General features: G+C 62.3%; 15 protein-coding genes. 9 read left to right on the forward strand and 6 right to left on the reverse strand.

From position 1 onward, the window contains the following. Positions 1-312 precede the first annotated feature (312 nt). Positions 313-2,406 (forward strand): elongation factor G, encoded by a 2,094-nt coding sequence (gene fusA, locus DZC52_RS03680; RefSeq protein WP_116649771.1) that lies wholly within the window; start codon positions 313-315, stop codon positions 2,404-2,406. A 90-nt stretch (positions 2,407-2,496) separates the two neighbouring features. Here the strand turns inward: fusA and DZC52_RS03685 are convergent, their stop codons facing one another. Further along, entirely contained in the window at positions 2,497-2,838 is a 342-nt protein-coding gene (locus tag DZC52_RS03685; protein ID WP_116649772.1) for a hypothetical protein, read from the reverse strand. Positions 2,839-2,981: 143 nt separating this feature from the next. On the opposite strand from DZC52_RS03685, the gene DZC52_RS03690 reads away from it, so the two are divergent. After that, complete coding sequence (locus tag DZC52_RS03690; RefSeq protein WP_147307595.1) at positions 2,982-4,283, forward strand: hypothetical protein; 1,302 nt, start codon at positions 2,982-2,984, stop codon at positions 4,281-4,283. Positions 4,284-4,336: 53 nt separating this feature from the next. Here the strand turns inward: DZC52_RS03690 and DZC52_RS03695 are convergent, their stop codons facing one another. The 3 genes from DZC52_RS03695 to DZC52_RS03705 are packed head-to-tail and all read right to left on the reverse strand — an operon-like array spanning position 4,337 to position 7,421. Next, the gene (locus DZC52_RS03695) at positions 4,337-5,359 is read right to left on the reverse strand and encodes a glycosyltransferase family 9 protein (protein ID WP_181918758.1); all 1,023 of its coding nucleotides are present in this window, start codon (positions 5,357-5,359) and stop codon (positions 4,337-4,339) included. An 11-nt stretch (positions 5,360-5,370) separates the two neighbouring features. Next, positions 5,371-6,348: a glycosyltransferase family protein gene (locus tag DZC52_RS03700; protein ID WP_116649775.1), complete on the reverse strand. Its 978-nt coding sequence runs from the start codon at positions 6,346-6,348 to the stop codon at positions 5,371-5,373. Beyond that, on the reverse strand, positions 6,345-7,421 hold the full coding sequence (locus DZC52_RS03705; RefSeq protein WP_116649776.1) for a hypothetical protein: 1,077 nt from the start codon (positions 7,419-7,421) through the stop codon (positions 6,345-6,347). The genes DZC52_RS03700 and DZC52_RS03705 overlap by 4 nt, the downstream gene beginning before the upstream one ends. Before the next feature lie 512 nt (positions 7,422-7,933). On the opposite strand from DZC52_RS03705, the gene DZC52_RS03710 reads away from it, so the two are divergent. Next, the gene (locus tag DZC52_RS03710) at positions 7,934-8,374 is read left to right on the forward strand and encodes a hypothetical protein (RefSeq protein ID WP_147307596.1); all 441 of its coding nucleotides are present in this window, start codon (positions 7,934-7,936) and stop codon (positions 8,372-8,374) included. 91 nt (positions 8,375-8,465) lie between these two features. Here DZC52_RS03710 and DZC52_RS03715 read toward each other — a convergent pair whose 3' ends face one another. Further along, the gene (locus DZC52_RS03715) at positions 8,466-8,654 is read right to left on the reverse strand and encodes a hypothetical protein (protein WP_116649778.1); all 189 of its coding nucleotides are present in this window, start codon (positions 8,652-8,654) and stop codon (positions 8,466-8,468) included. A gap of 233 nt (positions 8,655-8,887) precedes the next feature. Here DZC52_RS03715 and DZC52_RS03720 point away from each other — a divergent pair, with 233 nt between their 5' ends. The 5 genes from DZC52_RS03720 (at position 8,888) to DZC52_RS03740 (ending at position 15,289) form a co-directional block, all read left to right on the forward strand. After that, positions 8,888-9,451: a hypothetical protein gene (locus tag DZC52_RS03720; RefSeq protein ID WP_116649779.1), complete on the forward strand. Its 564-nt coding sequence runs from the start codon at positions 8,888-8,890 to the stop codon at positions 9,449-9,451. Positions 9,452-10,013: 562 nt separating this feature from the next. Continuing rightward, complete coding sequence (locus tag DZC52_RS15595) at positions 10,014-11,165, forward strand: VOC family protein (RefSeq protein WP_220338258.1); 1,152 nt, start codon at positions 10,014-10,016, stop codon at positions 11,163-11,165. A gap of 330 nt (positions 11,166-11,495) precedes the next feature. Continuing rightward, complete coding sequence (locus tag DZC52_RS03730) at positions 11,496-12,536, forward strand: IPTL-CTERM sorting domain-containing protein (RefSeq protein ID WP_116649780.1); 1,041 nt, start codon at positions 11,496-11,498, stop codon at positions 12,534-12,536. 345 nt (positions 12,537-12,881) lie between these two features. Further along, positions 12,882-14,051, forward strand: a complete 1,170-nt coding sequence (locus DZC52_RS03735) for a hypothetical protein (RefSeq protein ID WP_147307597.1) — start codon at positions 12,882-12,884, stop codon at positions 14,049-14,051. 200 nt (positions 14,052-14,251) lie between these two features. Next, positions 14,252-15,289, forward strand: a complete 1,038-nt coding sequence (locus DZC52_RS03740; RefSeq protein WP_116649789.1) for a TauD/TfdA dioxygenase family protein — start codon at positions 14,252-14,254, stop codon at positions 15,287-15,289. Positions 15,290-15,784: 495 nt separating this feature from the next. On the opposite strand, the gene DZC52_RS03745 is transcribed toward DZC52_RS03740, so the two are convergent. After that, positions 15,785-18,124 (reverse strand): amidohydrolase family protein, encoded by a 2,340-nt coding sequence (locus DZC52_RS03745; RefSeq protein WP_116649782.1) that lies wholly within the window; start codon positions 18,122-18,124, stop codon positions 15,785-15,787. Positions 18,125-18,402: 278 nt separating this feature from the next. Here DZC52_RS03745 and DZC52_RS03750 point away from each other — a divergent pair. Further along, the coding region (locus DZC52_RS03750) for a DUF2797 domain-containing protein (RefSeq protein WP_147307598.1) at positions 18,403-19,117 on the forward strand (715 nt) is incomplete at its 3' end.

Genomic DNA, 19,117 nt, shown 5'->3' on the forward strand with positions numbered 1-19,117 from the left:
ATCGCGCCGAATCTTTGCAAGCCCCTGGTTTTAATTGCCTTTTTCTTTTCTCTCCGATTCCTCGCCGCCAGCCGTCGGAAAAAAATCCGAGCGAGCGCGGAAAATATTTGTCTTTTGGCTCAGTTTCGTGTATAAAGCGCGTGCAAAATAGCTTCCCCCCCACGGCGCCCCCAGCGGTGAGCGCCGTTTTGTGCGTATTCAGGTTTAAGCGGGGCGAATGTGCCCCCATATCGCCTTCGGCAAGGCGGTATCGGGCAGCTTTCCAGCGCACGGCAGCTTTTCCACTAACCCACCACTGGCAAGTATTGAATCATGAGTGATCTTTCTCACTACCGAAATATCGGCATTTTCGCGCACGTAGACGCGGGCAAAACCACCACGACCGAGCGCATCCTGAAGCTGACCGGCAAGACCCACAAGATCGGTGATACGCATGACGGCACGGCCACCACCGATTTCATGGACCAGGAACAGGAGCGCGGCATCACGATTCAGTCGGCTGCGACCACCTGTTTCTGGAAGGACCACCGCCTGAACATCATCGACACGCCCGGACACGTGGACTTCACCGTTGAAGTCTATCGCTCCCTGAAAGTGCTCGACGGCGGCGTGGGCGTGTTCTGCGGCTCCGGTGGCGTGGAGCCCCAGTCGGAGACCAACTGGCGCTATGCCAATGATTCCGAAGTCGCGCGCATCATCTTCGTCAACAAGCTCGACCGCATCGGTGCCGACTTCTACCGCGTCGTCAAGCAGATCAAGAACGTGCTGGCCGCCAATCCGCTGGTGATGGTGCTGCCGATCGGTACCGAGAGCGAGTTTTCGGGCGTGGTCGACCTGCTCACCCGCAAGGCCTACATCTGGGACGATACCGGCCTGCCCGAGAACTACGAGATCACCGATGTTCCCGCCGACATGGCCGACGACGTGGAAGCCTACCGCCAGGAGCTCATCGAAACCGCGGTCGAGATGGACGACGACCTGATGATGGCCTACATGGACGGCGAAGAGCCCTCCATCGAGGACATCAAGCGCTGCATCCGCGAAGGCACCCGTACGCTGCAGTTCTTCCCGACCTATTGCGGTTCGGCGTTCAAGAACAAGGGCGTTCAGCTGGTCCTGGATGCCGTCGTCGACTACCTGCCGAGCCCCACCGAAGTGGAGCCGCAGGACCTGACCGACGAAGAAGGCAACCCCACCGGCGAGCACGCGATCGTGTCCACCGAAGAGCCGTTCCGGGCGCTGGCGTTCAAGATCATGGACGACCGCTTCGGCGCCCTGACCTTCGTGCGCGTCTACTCCGGCAAGATCAACAAGGGCGACACCATCCTGAACTCCGCGACCGGCAAGACCGAGCGCGTGGGCCGCATGGTGGAAATGCACGCCAATGACCGTAACGAGATCGACTACGCGCATGCCGGCGACATCTTCGCCTGCGTGGGCCTGAAGAACGTGCAGACGGGCCACACCCTTTGCTCGAAGGACCATCCCTGCACCCTGGAAGCCATGGTGTTCCCGGATCCCGTGATCTCGATCGCCGTGGCGCCGAAGGACAAGGCCGGCAGCGAGAAGATGGGCGTTGCCATCGGCAAGATGATTGCCGAGGATCCGTCCTTCCGCGTCGAGACCGACGAGGATTCCGGCGAGACCATCCTCAAGGGCATGGGCGAGCTGCACCTCGACATCAAGGTCGACATCCTCAAGCGCACTTACGGTGTGGAACTCGAGGTGGGCGAACCGCAGGTGGCCTACCGTGAAACGATCACCAAGGAAATCGAAGACAGCTACACCCACAAGAAGCAGTCGGGTGGTTCCGGTCAGTTCGGCAAGATCGACTACCGAATCAAGCCGGGTGAGCCGGGTTCGGGCTTCAAGTTCGAATCCAGCGTCGTGGGCGGCAACGTGCCGAAGGAGTTCTTCCCGGCCATCGAGAAGGGCTTCGCCCTGATGATGGACGAAGGCCCGCTGGCCGGCTTCCCAGTACTGGACGTCGAGATCGAGCTATTCGACGGCGCCTACCACTCGGTCGACTCCTCGGCCGTGGCCTTCGAACTGGCTGCCAAGGGCGCCTACCGCCAGTCAATGACCAAGGCCGGCCCGCAGCTGATCGAGCCGTTCATGAAGGTCGACGTGTTCACGCCGGAAGACAACGTGGGCGACGTCATCGGTGACCTGAACCGTCGCCGCGCGATGATCAAGGAGCAGGAACCCGTGCCGACCGGCATCCGCGTCAAGGCCGAAGCGCCGCTGTCGGAGATGTTCGGCTACATCGGCCACCTGCGTACCATCACCTCGGGTCGTGGGCAGTTCTCCATGGAGTTCTCCCACTACATGCCGTGCCCGCAACAGGTTGCCGAGAAGGTGATCGAGGCGGCCAAGGAGCGTCAGGCGGCCAAGAAGGCCAGCTAAGCACCAGCCTCGAGGCTGAGAACCAGGGCCCCGGCGGTGGAAGCTGCCGGGGCCTTTACATTTCGATGAACGAGATGTCGTCGCCGCGGATCATCCAGCTCCTTCGCCGGACTCCGAAGGCATGACAACCATATTGAAGCGGTCGGAGCAGTTCGTCCTCCCCGCCCCAAGAGCGGCCATGCGCGCGTTGAGCATGGAGACTTCGCGATCCGTCAGCGATCGGTCGGCCTCGAGCGCCAGTTCAGCCGATCCGTCAGCCGAAAAGACCACATCGCCGGCCAGCGAAACCTGCTCCTCCGCACGCTCGTAGAACGATACGACGAACTCCGAACCCCGGTCATTTCCGACCCAGCCGACGAAATTCGGATACGCCCCTGCGCCTCGACCTGTCCGAGCTGTCTCGACTCCTCTTCCGTCAACGGCTCGTGCCACTGTATGCCAACTCGGCGACACGGGTTCAACGCATCGGAGCACCGCGCCGAGCCATCCGCCCCCGGGGGTTCTGCGCAGTTGCCGCAGCCGCCGGTCATATGACGATATGGCATGATGGGATCGGTGACGAATGAATGGATCACATGATGCTTGTATCAACGGCCCGGCCCGAAAATGCGCAAGGCCGGTCAGTTTTTTCCCGCCGTTCGATTATCACGCCGCTGCTGACGGCCCTGCTGGTCGCAGCGGGGGCTGCGCAGGCGCAGCAGTCGCTCGACTGGTCGCTGGAGCCGTTTGCCGGCAACGCCGTTCGCCTGTTCGGCGCGGACTCCGACTTCAACAATGGTGTCTGGGTAGCAGGCCACTCGTCGCTGGCGGAATCTCCGTACTCGTTCCGCAATTTCATCGCTCGCTGGGACGGCCTGGAGTGGGTCGTGACCCCGGTGCCCCAACCGGCCGAAGCCGTGGACGACAGGGACCACAGCCTGCGATCGATTGCCGCGCTCGGTCCCGATGACGCGATCGCCGTGGGGGCACACGACAAGCTCGACGCCAACGTGTCGGTCCCGCAATCCATGCGCTGGAACGGCACCGACTGGCAAGTTCTGGAAGTACCGGACGAAATCGCCGGCAGCGGCAACGGTAGCGGAGCGTTCGACGATGTTGCGCGCACCGGTGATACCGCCTGGGCGGTCGGCAGCTTTGTGGGCGCCGGCCCGAGCGGCCCCGACATGCCCATCGCTCGATTTTTTGCGACCCGACTCGACGGCGATCAATGGCAGGCATTTGTTCCGCCACTGTACGACGGCATTCAGGATCAGGAGCTAGCCCGCTATTTCGCCAGGACGGTGGCCGGGGCCTCCGACGACGACGTCTGGATCGGCGGCCGCGTCGAGCAGACCGGCGAAGGCCCGGACGGTCCCTTGCTCGGACACTGGAACGGCTCGCAGTGGCAGTGGTCCGATATCTGGCCGTTGTTCGACAGCGGGATAGCGGACATCTCGGACATTCTGGCGCTTGCCTCCGATAACGTCTGGGCGGTCGGGGTCGAAACCCTGGTCGAAGGAACGACGACCCGCGATGTTGCCGTCGTGCTCCACTGGGACGGTGCGCAGTGGTCGCGGGTCGCCGTCCCGGATGAGCCGGACCGCAACGTCATCCTGCACACCGTCACGGCGCGCTCGGCGTCGGAAATCTACGCCGCCGGGGCTGCCTTCCCTGACGATGGGCCGCTGGAGGCCTATCTGCTGCGTTACGACGGCGAAGACTGGGCCACCGTTCCCGACGTCGAGCTCGCCGACGGTTCGCAGTTCTTCGCTGCCGCAATCAGCCCGGTCGGCCAATTGTGGCTGACCGGGCGCGCCAACGAACTCTCGCTGCCCGGCCTGGCGCAGCGCGCCTGGCTCGAAGGCATCATCCTGTTCCGCGACAGCTTCGGGGATTGACACGAATTCGCCGTGTCCTGGTTTTCCGTACCCAGTTCTTCCCGGCGCATTGCTCACACCGTCGATTGCAGTTGCCGCTGCAGCGCCCCGAATACACGTTCAGGCAGCAGTTGCTGCATGCATCGATTCACGGGACAGGACTTCTGATGGGCCGTACCGAAGCAAGGCTGGCACGACAGATCGGTGGCCAGCACGAGATGGTCTCTCCCGGCAGGCGGATAGGGCCCCATCACACGCGGCAGCGAGGGCCCGAACAGCGCAATCACCGGGCGGTTCAGCGCCGCAGCCAGGTGCATGGTGCCGGTATCCACAGAAACCACTGCGCGTGCGCCAGCCACGGTACCCAGCAACTCCTCCAGGCTGGCGCCGGCCATGGAGATCGCTCCGGGCAGCCTGAGCAGATCGGCGACGAGCCCAGTTTCACTGCCCATGGCGTTGACCGCGCAGACCAGGTTCAACTCCTGATGCACGCGCCGGATCAACGTGGCCCAATGTTCAAGCGGCCAGGCGCGGTGACCGCGGTAACCGCGACGGCTCACTCCACTGAAGGTGGGATTGACTACAACGTAGGGCTGGCCGACGGGTAAATCTTCAATGACGGGCAGTTCAGGCAGCTTCAAGCGCGGCGCCGCTTCACGCAAGACGTCCGATTCGGCCACTGTCGCGTAGACCTTTTTCTCGGCGTCCACCCGGTGCTCGTCGCGGCTGCGCGCGATGAACTGGTGTGGTGGGCCCAGCCAACGCTTGTGCCTAACAAATTGCACATAATGATCGCAGTCGCCCCCCAACTCGAGATTGACGACCAGGTCGTAAGGGGCTGCCCGGGAAGCGCGGCGCAGCGCACGCGCGCCCGGACTCATCGGCCACGGCAGGCGACGATGCCTGACCGGGTAGACGTGGCGAATGCGCTGGTCCAGGCTCAGCATTGCAGCGGAACTGCCTTCGGAGGCGGCATAGTCGATCTGCGCGTCCTCGCCCAGGTGGCGCCTGATCACATCGACTGCAGCGGTGGTCAGCACCGTGTCCCCCAGCCGTCCGATTCGTATGATTAGCGCCTTCGGCATAAAGCGATTCAAAGCGACAACGATCAGCGCCCGGCGCGGGCGCCGACCAGGCGGCGACAGAGGCCGACGGCCCTTCGCCAGCGTGGCGATAGCCGGCGCTGCAGGGTCGTGGCTTGCGGCAACAGCTCCTCGAACAGCAGGCGCTGCCAGCGCCGGGTGGTTGCCGCGACATCGAACTCCCGCGCGCGCCGCTGACCGTTTTCGACCATGGCCCGATATCTGGCCGGATCGCCCTTGAGCAAGCGCAGTGCGGCAAGCGCCTGATTAGCGTCGGCCGCGACCAGGAAATCAAGTTCGGATTCACGTAACGCCATGTAGGCGGACTCCGGCCCGAGAATCGCCGGCACACCGGCAAGCCATGCGTTGATCAGCTTGGTCGCCGGTTTGCCCGGGTAGGCATCTCGGCGCGGCGGCCGCACCGCAATCAGGGCATCCGCCGTTCGGAAATCACGCCACTCCCGCGGCGCCTTCTGGTCTTCGCCGATCGCCGATGGCCCCTGCCAGTTCAGGCCCAGGCCCTGCACTGAGGCCTCCCATTCGGGGCCGGCCAACTCTGGATGCAGATTCTTGCGCACGCCCTTGAAAGCGACATTCTCCAGTCTGGCGCCGCGCGATCGCTCGCGAGCGATCAGCCCCGGTTGTGGCCAGTGCGGCATCGCAATGCGCCGCGGCGGTTGGGCGGAACGGGGATTCTGCAGGATCTCGACATCGCCGATATCGACTTCGTGGCGATCGCCGCGCACGGCCACCAGCAGGCAGCGGCTCTGCGGCGTCCAGAGTCGCCGCACCAGGTGTTTGTGCGCGGCATAGAAAACCAGCACACCTGCTTGGGGCAGTGTGCTGGCTAACACGACATCGTCGCCGACTGCGCGCAGGCGCAGACACGTCTGCAGTATCCAGGCCTGCTGCGCATTCCTGAACCACTCCCAGTCACGATCGACATCCAGCGACAAGACATCGGGAGGTATCTCGCCCTCCGGCAGGAAGAAGGTGACGCTCACGAAGGCAAACCCAGCAATTCGGCGATGCGATCGAGCACGCGCGGCAATCCCGGTTCGAGCTGGAGTGCCCGGCGAGCCTTGGCACAGGCAGCGGCCAGGTCGGCGTCGCGTCGAAGCCGGATCGCCTGTTGGGCAAGTTCATCGGCTTGAGCGCCGGCCGCCAATAATACGCCGGCAGCCGCCAGATTCCGTACCCGCGCCCCCTGATCGCTGCCGCCCAATGGTGCGGCCACGACCGGCTTGTCCATCGCCAGGGCCTGAGAGACCACAGCGCCGCCGCCGGTCACGGCCAGCGTGCAGCCAGCCAGTGCATTGGCAAACGCCTGCGGCGGCAGAAACGGGATCACGGGCACGGCACGCTCCCGCTGGGGAACATCGATGCCCGGGCCGCAGATAACCACTGCCTCCTGGCCGGTTGCGCGCACGTAGTGTTCGGCTGCGTTCAGATACAACGCACCAACATCGCTGCCGCCGGTGGCGCCACCGCCTGGCACGAACAGGGCGTATTCGCCGCCGACCCGTTCGGCGGCCGGGTTGGGAGCGGCCTGCGGTGTCGGGAACACCGGGCCCATGAAGTGGTGGCGTGTGGCAGGAAAGATCCTGCTCGCCAATCGCTCGCGCAAAGTCACCGTGCGCGATTGCGAGATGGGGTCTCCGACCAGCCAGGCTTCGTCGAGATTTCGCATACGCCGGACGGAAAAAGCCCGCCGGCGCGAGCGAGGGCGGGAAGAGATGTAGGCCGTAGTGGAACCAAATGCACGGGCCAGGCGCAGTTGGCTCGCGCGGCCGCCATTGTCGAAGATCACCAGACGCGGCCGAAAATCGGCAAGCAAGGCAGCGACCCCTTCGAGGTCCTTGGTTGGCGAGGCCGCCAGGGGAGCGATGTCGAGCGCGACATCATCCACAAAGCGCGCGGCACGGCTGACTGCCAGCTTGACCGAAAGCTCCGGCCAGCGCTCACGGCTCGCCTGGGCGATCATCTTGCAGCGCGCGAACTCGCCGTAACCCACCGGGCCGGAAACCGGCAAGAGCAATATATCAACCGACTTTTCGTTGGGGTCAGGGATCTTCACGACTCGCTCTGAAATTCAGGAGAGCAAACAACAGTATTGCAGAGAACCGGCGCAGGGAAAGCATAAACCGCCTGATCTCACCTGGACGCTTGCGAGCTGCTCCCGTCGATTCCTCCAGCACGGGCTTCTCTACGGTGTCGACGGACATACAGGCAGGAGCTTCGAACAAGGCCGAGAGTGGATGCAGCGCGCTCAGGGAACAGTTGCGGCTTGCGCGAGACCTGCAAGAAGCGAGTGCGGAATGCCGTCGTGCATGAAAGTCGGCGTGGCCATTGCGCTCTGATGCTCCGCTCGACCCCATCACGGCCGGGAACTACCGGGTTCATCCGGGAACGTTTCATGAAAAGCCATGAGACACAGATTGATAGGATGCCTGGGATGATTTCGGGACGACCGGGATTGCCCTCTTTGAACCCCAGTTTTTGCTAGGCGTATCCGCGGCATCGAACTAGTCTGGACTCGTCGCCGATTCTGGCGAACCACACTCCAGACCACCTTCCCAGGAGAAGCAAATGATTCGTACTGCAAGAATATGTGTCGTTGCACTGACGCTGATTGGCATGAGCCTGGCTCACGCCGCCCCGACGGCCACCCAGAATGGCTATTTTGCCTCGGCCAAATGGCGGGAAATGGGCTCCTGGCCGCTCGTGTACTGGACCCAGAGCGTCGGACCCTACCTGACCTATGGCGAGTGCTACACCGCCTGGACACAGATGACCAACAATCCCCCTTCGGGCTACTGGCTGGATAGCACCGTGCCGTGCCACCTCGTATCAACCCACATGGCCTATCAGGAAGTCAGCCTGTTGATCAACGATGACGGAGACGACGAAACCGGACCCACGACGTTCGACAGTCTCGAAGAACTCGTGGATCACGTTGACAGAATCGGCGAACTACGTCGCCAATTCAGAATTGATGAATTTGAAGCCGCTGTCCAGCGACTCAAGTAGTCAACCCCGTAATCACGCCCGGCAATCGGTGCCGGGCGTGATTCTGGAGTCCTGTCACACCACACCACCAGGGCATGCGCGGCAGGACAACTCAGGGAAGTGATTCGAAGCGGTCATCGAACACCCCGTCGAGCGGGCCAATGTCAATCCAGACCTGCCCGGACTCGACCCGCACTTCGACGGTGCGGTCCGCAAGCAGCCCGCCGTCGTCGACGACATAATGGCTTGCGGTGGTGTTGTTCGTGGAGCTGAAGGCGATCAGTGGATAGGACTGAGCCATGGGCGGCACCTCGGAAGAGGCGTCGATGCGGATCGTCAGGACGCCGCCGCAGGAGAGTCGAAGTCGGGGTCGCCGGCATTGGAAGCCGGGGCGCCCTGCTTCCGGCAGTCGTGCATTTACTGCTGATGGGAGAGTCGCCGGCGCCACGGTTTTTGCCTTCGCCGGAAACCGTTCTATAATCCGCGAATTCCGGATCGCGTCTCCACACGGAGGCCGAGGCAGAAGGATTCATCATGAAACCCGAACGTTCGCTGCCGCTCGCTGCCCTGCTCTTCCTCGGTCCCGCATGGGCCGATCACGAACTCAATCTTCTCGACAATGGTCGATTCGACGAGAATGTCGCCGCATGGCAATCGTTCGGTGCGACACCGACCTGGAGCCCGGACGACGCGCAGGCTCTCCCGTTCTCAGGGTCGATGCAGTTCCAGGTGGGCGGGGACGTCCCGCTGGGTGTGCGCCAGTGCGTGACGGCCCCCAGCCTCGATGAACTTCAGGCGGGGATGGACATCCGACAAAGCGCCGGGGCCGGCAATGGATTCGGGGTGTTGTCGGTATCCTGGTTTTCCGACTCGTCTTGCACGACCTCGATCTCGGGCGAGACGCCCCCCTTCATCGTACTTTCGCCGGACTGGCAAAGACGGCGCGCAATCTTCGCACGCCCCGCGACCGCCGAGAGCGCGCGATTGTTCATCGGCGGAGGCACCTCGAGTGGCGGCGCCACGCTCCAGATGGACAACATCTATTTCGGGCCTCGGCGACTCTTCCACGACCGATTCGAGCAGCGAACCGCACCGTAAACGATCGCATCGCTTACCCAATTTCAGGACCCTCCCGAAACGCCTGTTCGTGCGAAACAACGCCCCCCGTGGTTCGGGTGTGCGCCGCGACATTGGATGCCGGGTTGTTCAATACCTGTCGGGTGCTGGGCCACTTGGGCAGAGCCGGTGATCTCCGAAGAAGCGGCAAGAAGCGCGACACCCACGGTAATCCACCCGAAACAAAACTTGGCCCTTGTGACCTAGGCTCTATTTCTGAGCCGCACCAGAAACGCGGGGAATACCCTTCCGCAGCCGCTTCCGAATCAGATGTTCCGCGATCGATTCGAGCCGGATTCGATGGAAACAGGAGCTTGGAAGGTCGCGGTTACTCCGGGAATTCACGCATTCTGATTTCGGTTCTGTAGCGAACCTGCTTTTCCCTTCTCGTGTCGAAATGCCTGTTCGCCATTCGACCAGGAGGTGACCAAACCCCCGATGCACGTAAATCGGGCAGACAGCGCGCGCCCCGCTCTCTACTTCCGGCAAGGGAGAACGGGAATCGTTTGCAGCCACAATCCCCCCAACAATATGGAGGAAAGACATGCCCGAAGTCATCAACTGCCTCTGGTTCGATCACGGCGAAGCCCGCAAGGCCGCCGAGTTCTATGCCGCGACCTTCCCTGACAGTCGGATCGATCGCGTAAACGCGACCCCATGCGACTATCCCGGCGGCCGGAAAGGCGACGAACTGACGGTCGAGTTCACCGTGCTCGGCAGGAAGTTCCTCGGACTCAACGGCGGACCCGATGTCAAACCCAATGAGGCGGTCAGCTTTCAGGTGTTGACCCATGATCAGGAAGAAACCGACCGATTCTGGCGCGCGATCGTCGACAACGGCGGCGCTGAAATCGAATGCGGATGGTGTCGCGATCGTTGGGGTTTCTCCTGGCAGATCACTCCGAAGCGATTGATGGAACTGACGACTCATCCCGACCGTGAGAAGGCCGCCCGCGCAATGGCGGCGATGATGACGATGAAGAAGATCGATATTGCCGGATCGAAGCTGCTGCACAGGGAGAGGACTGATCTGTCGCGCAGGATCATCGGCGCCGCCTTCCTGTCCCTCGACGGGGTGATGCAAGCCCCCGGCGGCCCGGAAGAGGATACGACGGGAGGCTTCACGCAGGGCGGCTGGCTCACCACCTTGTTCGACGAGGCGCTCGGCGGCCAGGTCGATAGCGTATTCAGCGATCCCTTCGACCTGCTGCTGGGCCGCCGAACCTATGAAATCTTCGCCGCCCACTGGCCCTTTATCGACCCGGAACAAGATGCCATCGCTGCAAAGTTCGCCGGAATATCGAAGTACGTACTGACAAGCTCGGAGGCGCTGCTCGAATGGCAGGGCAGTCATCGCCTGCCGGATATCGATGCAGTCGCAGCCCTCAAGGACGAAAGCGGGCCGAACCTGGTTATCCAGGGCAGCTCCACACTCTACCCGCAGCTTCTGAGACGTGGACTGATCGATCGGCTCGTACTGATGGTCGCACCGCTGGTGCTCGGAGACGGCAAGCGGCTGTTCGGTGAGGGCACGCCACCCGGAATGTTTCGCGTGATCGAGCATCGACTGTCGGCAGGCGGCATTGCCATGTCGACCCTGGTGCCGGCAGGCGAAGTCGAGACCGGCTCCTTCGCCATGGATGATCCCTCCGAGCAGGAGCTGGCGCGACGCGAGAAAATGAAGACCGAACGCTGATCAGCCCGGAATTCCGGCACACCCACGATTTGTAGGATTCTCCCTGCATCCCGACGCGGGACTCTGAGGAGTTTCGTGGCTGCCCTGGTTTTTTGAATTTGTTCGGCGGAGCCTCTATACTCCGGAGCTTCTCTCTAGCGCCGTCAACAGTTTCCAACCCAATCGTTGAGGTCAGGCAAGGCATTGTCTTACGACGGGGCATGCCCGAGTGGTCCTGCGCAATTATCGAATTCAACTAGACTCAAACCAGATATCGAAGTAGCGCAGTCTCAGCACGAGGGAACAAAGCCTGGCGATGCGCTCGAAAGCAATACAAATGGGGATGTGTTAATGCGAATCATCAAACTGTTGTCACTCTATAGCCTTGTCCTGTTCAGCCAGGTGTCACACGCAGTTGAAGCACCACCAGGACTGATCCCTCCGAGCCTCAATCCGGGGGATGACTTCTACATCATCTTTGCCGGCAGCGATACAGTGGACGGCGCCCAGACCTCCGCGACGTATGCCGCGTATGCTGCCAACGTCAAGTCGAACGACCCGGATACCGACAGCGTCAATGGTTGGATCACACTGTTCGGTCACGATGATTCGACGCTTGTCACCCAGTCGGCCTTCCCCGATCCCCAGCTACCCATCTACAACACCAATGGAGACAGGGTGGCAGACAACGTGGCGGGGCTTTTTAGCGTTGCGCACTACAACGCGATCGGCTATGACGAATCAGGCACAGCTGCCAGTTCGTTTATCTGGACGGGATTCAATTCTGGCGGCTTCCCGACGCTTGTCGGTGACGACTCGCTTGGTGGTAACGATGCGCAAACCGACGGCTGCCTCGTTGGCAGCCCAGATGAGCCGAACATTTTGTGGGCGACCAGTACTCTCGCAGGCAGTAGCGGTTGCACCGGGGCGAGCTACGGGCTCTACGTGGTTTCACCAGTTCTGAGCGTCCCTGCGCCAGTGATCTCCATCGCACCAGGCACGCTCGATTTTGGAGAGCTTGCGCTGGGTAGCACCAGCGGCGAGATCACGGTGACCCTGTCAAATTCAGGTAACACTGACTGGGACATCAGCACCATCGAAGCGGCCACTGCCCCCTTTGCCGCCACGGGCGGATCTTGCGGCCCCACACCCATCACGATTGCGGTTGGGGGCGCCTGCACGCTGACCTTTACTTTCACCCCAGACGCGCGAGGCGAAACCAGCCAGATGCTTTCGATCGTCAGTAATGCACCTTCGAGCCCGAGCACTCTGACTCTGCAGGGTATTGGACTTTCTGGGTTGTCTGTCCCAACGCTGAACCAATACGCGATGCTGCTGCTGGCGCTAATGATCTTCGGCATGGCCGGCCTAACCATGCGCCGGTCTGCATAGTTCACATACGCCATGCCCTTGATACCGGTGTGATGTTAATTTGTCGGCCGCTTCAAGGGACATCGCTGCCGTGGGTGCCCTGGTAGCGAATCCGGGGCGCCCACGATTCCCAAGACTTCAAACAGCCCCCACGATGCTAAAGCGGGTCGAACCATCGCGGGTGCGTGAATCCATTGTGTGAGAGCTCTAGATTCTACAGGCACTGGCTCTCTTCATTTCTAGGCTTCAAGTGTCGCGGTTATTGCGGTAATTCACAGTGTCCTGGTTCTACGCCAATAGACCATGTGCGGTTTCAAGCCGCCCTGGCATTGCAAGGACCAGGAACATCGAAAGGACCTCGTGCCCATGCGTATTCTCCAGACCCTGCTGTCATTTGTGTTGATCGCGGCACTATCGACCGAAGCCGAGGCACAGCCCTCCTTCAACGACGCCGTGATGGGCTATGCCTATGTAAACCCCGCCGGAAGTTTGCAGTTCGACCATCTCTACCAACGCGAAGGCACTGATGTCGTCAGCCTGCACCCATTGACTGGCGTCCACACGGTCCAGTTCCATCAAGTCGTCCCCCAGGGCAGTTTCGTACCGATGGCTTCCTGGGCGGGCTCTTCCACCAGGGGCTGCACTATCCGTGGCTACGGCTTCGGTTTGACGCCCGAGTTCACCACCCATCGATGGGCGACGATCCATTGTTTCGATGAGAACGGCAATTCATTGAACGTCTGGCACCAGGTCATGCTCGTTGACGAAGGCAGCGCGAACGGCAACAACACAAAGCTGGCCTTTACGGACTCGCAGGAGGCCTTGCCGTCGGGCAACTTTCTCGATCTCTCCAACGGCTCCACCCATAACCCCGGAGGGGGATCGACGACGCTCACCCGTCTTGGCACCGGGCAGTACCATGTGACGTTCAATGACCTTGGAGCGGTCATGACGCACGGCGCGACGGTGCAGGTCATCCCGTACTCCGTCACCGAGCCACGTGCCTGCCGGGTGGACGACTGGACCCTGCAGTTCGCCGGCTCGAACAACGCGCGCGTGAGGATCCACTGCCGCGGCTTATCCGGTTCGGGTCTGGTGGATTCCCGTTTCGTGGTGCTGCTGACTTCGACTGAACCCTCAAGCTCCACGGCGGCAAGCGCCGCGTTTCCCGGCCAGAGCACAGCGGCGACTACGTGGACGCCGGTAAGTGGACCCGATGTGCACAATCCTCACGGAGATGTAGAAATGCGTTGGGATCCGGGTCCCTCGGGCGGGTCCCACCAGGTCCGCTTTCAGTGGCCAAGTGATTCAGAAGGCGGCGTGGTATTTGCCAGCCCAGTATTCGAATCCCTGCACAACTGTATAAACTCCTCACCCCATCGCCCGTCCACAGAGTCCGCGGACTACATTTATGTCAACGTAGTCTGTCTGAATAACGATGGCGAGAGCAGCACTTCATCGTTCAATCTACTACTGACCGAAGTGTCTTCCCAGCCCCTTCCAGATCATATTTTCAGTGATCGCTTCGAGCCATGATCGACGGAAACATGGGCCTTGAAATGTCGCGGCCATTCCGGGAATTCGCGGTGTCCTGATTTCTCCTCGCAAGAGGCCGGGCCACGCCTTCACGCCGTAAATGTGCTTGCTGTTAGGCTGCTCGCCTCGGATTCGGCAATGGGATGCTCCCCACGTGCCCGTTGCCTTCCGTTGTGGTTCATCGCCTGGAGGTCGAAATCATGACCGACGCCAATTACACCCCCCGCCTCGAAAGGGCGAAAGCCGCTCCGCTCGACCCCGAGCACGTCCAGACAATCGAGGCCGCGGGCGGCAGAATCGTGCCGCTCGATCCCATCGGCGCCGAAGTGCACGGCATCGATCTGACTGCCGAGCAGCCGCCGCCTTCCGGGGTAGTTACGGCGCTGGAGAAGGAAATGGCCAGTCGCGGTTTTCTGGTGTTCAAGAACCCCCGCCAACTCGAAGTCGAGGATTTCCTGCGCGCCAGCGCCTGGTGGGGCGGCCGGGAACTGCACAGCACGCATGGCGTTCATCCAGCCACACCGGGCGGCAACAAACACATCTTTCGTCTCTCGAACGATCCCCGTCACGGCATCCCGGGCGTCGGCCCGCAGTGGCACAACGACGGCAGTTTCAACGAGACGACCTTCTCCCATGCCGGCTATCACATCATCAGACCGGCCGAACAAGGCGGCGGAACGTATTTCGCCCATCAGGGTGCGGCCTACGACGCCCTGCCACCGGAGCGCCAGGCATTCTGGGAGCGTCTGTCTTCGGTCAACTCCGCCTCCGGGGTCGTGCACCCCGCAGTCCACGAGCACCCCGTATCCGGCCGGAGAAGCCTGTGGATGCATCTGGGCATGACCGGCGCGGTGATCGAGAAGCTCCCCGACGAGGAAGGCTTTCGCCTGCTCGATGCCGAAGAACTGATGCAGCTGTGCCACGAGTACAACGACTTACTCAATGCGGGCCTCGAAAACGGCTACGCCATCGCCTACGAGTACCAGGACAACGACTGCATCTTCATCGACAACCTGGCCGTCGCCCACCGCGCATCCCCCGAAGCCCACCTGCCGCCCGAAGAGCAGGGCTTGCGAATCATGCACCGAAGCACCGTGCGCGGCGTCAACGAGTTCGCGCCGCGTTTCGGCCTGCCCTCACGCGTCAACATCCGCGGCCCCAACCCGTTCGAAGGCGGCGTCTGGCACTCAGGAGGCGTCGGCTTTCGCTGGGACGCAAGCATTCCCATGCAGAACTAGAAATCCGATACTCGGGATCTTAGGACCGGATTTCCAGGAGAGTTCCAGGAAGAGTTCCAGGACACCCAGAATTTCGAAATCGCACCAACCGCTCAGCGGCTCGGGTGATGAGAATCGTGGGGTGTCCTGGTATTTGCTCAGAAGATTCCGTGGCGTCACCACCTGCGAGAAGCGCCATTTGGCCGAGATTTTCGTGGATGTCCCGGTTTTTCCGATACAACCGCGCTACCAGATCGGCCGAGGCGCTGATGCAAAAGGCCGCGGATCTGGGGCGGCGCTGGATAAAGGGCGTTCCGAGGGAGTTTGCGCTCAAGAAACTGCGGGAACAACCAATAGCTTTTTGACCTGAATGCCCCAACGCAGAGCGCGCCGGGCGACGGCTAGTGGTCGAATCCCGACCCGGGACCCAAGCGCAGCGCAAATCCACAAAAGTACGCCGGTTTGCGCCGCCTTCCCCGCTGCACATCAGACTCCACCCACCAGGAGAGCCCGGATTCAGCGAAGAGTTTCGTGGGCGTCCTGGTTTTTCTCGGGTTGTTTTTCCGGGGATCTCCCAGTATGGATCCGATTTCCGTGCCCCACGTCGCGCACCGTGTCGGCGGCTTCGATCAACGCGACATGATTGTTGTCGCCTTCCACGAAGACGGAAAAGGCGGCGATATCCTCGAAGGCATTGTCCGAAATCACGTTGTCATCACTGCTGGACGACAGCCAGATTCCCGAGCCGTTGGCGGCCTCCCAGGTCTGTTCGGCCCCGTCCCAGGTGTTGCCGGGAAAGGGCTGCCGGGCGCGGACGCCCTGGATGATGTTGCCCTCGATCCGGCTGTTGGTCACGCCCTGGATCCTCATTCCAAGGCCCTCGGCGCCCTCGATCCGGTTGCCCTCGACGACGATGGCCTCGAGCCTTCCGGCAGGCTCCTCATCACCTTCGCGGGGCGTTGCGCCCAGCACGGTGATCGGCGTACCGACCAGGGTCGCGTCGTGCTCACTGGAAAACTCGCCGAAGGCCCCGGGGCCGGGGATCCGCACCCGGGCCGCACGGATCAGGTTGTCTCGTACCTCGACGCCACGGCAGGTCTCACCGACCTCTGCGTACACATAGATGGGGTCCGGATAGCCCTCGATGCGATTGCCGGCCACGACATGGCCGGCGCACGCGCGGTCTCCCGGTGCGACCAGGACGGCACTACCGGGCGCTCGGGTCAATGGGACGCGCTCCGGGTCTTCGACGAGGACTCGGTTGTCGACGAAGTGAAGCGGCGCGCCGTAGATACCGATGGCATGATAAACGTCGATGAAGTTGTTGTTGCGCACGATCGACAGCTCTTCCCCGGCGCCCAGAACCCGAAGCCCGTTCGGTGCGGCGCGGAAGGTGTTGTCTTCGATCCGGTGCCCGCCGGCGGGATGCGCGGGCGGCTCCGACCCCGCGCGCTCCCAGAAGATCGCCGCCTCTTCGGCCGTGGTCGGAAACGGGCCGATGACGATCCCGTGCCAGGTGTATTCGAAGGTCAGCCCGCGCACGGTCTGACGCTCGCCCTGCAGATAGAGACCGGTGCAGCCGAATACGAGGCGTTCACGCTCATCGTCGGCCACGTCGAAGGCCTCTGGGGCGCAGCCGCGCAACGTCGTTCCCTCCGGGTGGCCAAGGACGACCACATCGGAAGCCGTCAGCCGGGCACCCGAACCGAGCAGGTATCGGCCCGGGGCGAATCGGACAGTGCCGCCGGGACGGACTGCATCGAAGGCAGCCTGGACGCTCGCACGATCGGCTGCCGCGTCACCCATCGGCGGGGCGACGTCGATGGTCCACGCGCGGGCATCGCCGGCCTCCGCCGGGTTCGTGCCGGTCAGTCCAAGCAGGCGGGCCGCGTTGTCGTGGCGGATCGCACGCTTCTGCGCCTCGCTCAGAAAGTCAGCCCCATCGATCACTTCCAGGCTCGGACCGATGGCGCCGGGGTAGTCGGAGCCGAACACGATGCGATCGGCGTGGCCGGCTTCGACAAAAGTCCGAAGGGCGGCGTGAACCAGCGGGGTCGGAACGCGCGTCATCGGCGAGGTCTCGACCATGACGTTCGGATATCGATCCAGCAGGTCAATCGCCGTTTCGATCCAGTCGGGCCGAAACGCGTGGTAGAGCACCAGGCGCAGATTCCGGTGTCGCTCGAGCACCGGCTCCCAGTGGCTCGGATGGCCGAGCGCCCCGTCGAACCGCGGGCAGCAGCCGGGCACCCGGCCCTCCGGCGGCGGACCGGAGTCGGCATGCGCGAGCACCAATAGATCGAGCTCGGCAGCAAGGGCCAGATACGGCGCCATCTCCGGGCCGTCGACCGGCACCCCGACGTAAACGTTGTAGAGCTCACCCAGCGCGCCGATCCGGCCGGCTTCAGCCTCGGCGCGCAGCCATTCCAGATCCGGCCAGTCGCCGCCGTGCCCGAAGCAGCGCTGGCGATTCGGATCGAGTCCGTCGGTGCAGGGAAATGCAATGGCCGCAACCAAGCGATCCGGTGCGAGCTGACGGAACCGTTCGACATAGGCCGCCGGGCCACCCACGATGCCCGCGACCACGCCGTTGGCATCGAGGTCGGAAAGGAACGCCCGCTGAAAGGCCTCGTCAGGCGTCTCGTCTGGCCCCACTTCATAGTAAGGCGAGCCCTCGCGACCGGCACCGACGTGCAGGTGGACGTCGATCACCGGCGCCGGTGCCGTCGAGCGACCTGGCGACTCCGAACCCGTGGTGGTCAGAACGGCGCCCGAGTCGATCAGGGGCAACGCAAGAGCGGCGCTCGCTCCCGGTACGGATTGCAGGAACAAGATGATGATCAATGTAAGTCGCATATGGGCAGGGTCACGATTGCTCAATCAAGGGACAAAATGCTGATAGCACATAACTAATCGCAAAACGAGCCGAAAGCCCGCCACGGAGATCAATGGGTGCGCGACAACCACGGTGAGCCAGACGATCACCGATGGGGTATTCGAAGATGCATTCGAGGGGTAAGGAAGTTCTGACGCCCTGACAAGAGGTGTCCCGTTTTTTGCCAGAGCGGCAACACCCCGAGCAACCTTGTTTCTTGTCGAGGCACTACAATATCAACGACGGCAACGGACACGGAATGAAGGCCATCAGCATGGACACTGACGCAGATCTCTCCGGAAATCTGAGAAAAATGCAGACCCGATTGCGGGATGTCGCGCAGTACACGCTGTCATTGGACGGTGTGCCAGTCGACATGAATGCGAAGATCGGCGAGACCCTATCGCTGCGTTTCGACGGCACCATCAACTGCATCGTCTGCGGCCGGGAAACGAAGAAGTCCTTCGGCCAGGGCTTTTGCTACCCCTGCTTTCGCGACGCGCCCGAAGCCAGCGAGTGCATCATTCGCCCAGAACTCTGTCGCGCCCACGAGGGCGAGGCCCGTGACATGGACTGGGCCGAAAAACACTGCCTCGTCGAACAGATCGTCTATCTCGCGCGAAGCTCGGCGATCAAGGTCGGCATCACGCGCGCCTCGCAGATGCCCACCCGCTGGATCGACCAGGGCGCAACCGATGCCATCGTCTTCGCCCGTGTGCCCAATCGCTACACGGCAGGCCTGGTTGAAGTCGCGATGAAAGCGCATCTGACGGATCGAACCAACTGGCAGCGCATGCTGAAAAACGAGGTGATCGATGCCGATCTCGTGGCAACCAAGGCATCGCTGATCGACAAGCTGGCACCGGAACTACGGCAGTACATCGATCCCGATGACACGGTCTGCACGATCGACTATCCGGTTGAGTGCTACCCGGAGAAGGTCAAGAGCGTCGGCTTCGACAAACAGCCGCAAA

The organism is Wenzhouxiangella sediminis (assembly GCF_003410055.1).
In the GTDB taxonomy this organism is placed as follows: Bacteria; Pseudomonadota; Gammaproteobacteria; order Xanthomonadales; family Wenzhouxiangellaceae; genus Wenzhouxiangella; species Wenzhouxiangella sediminis.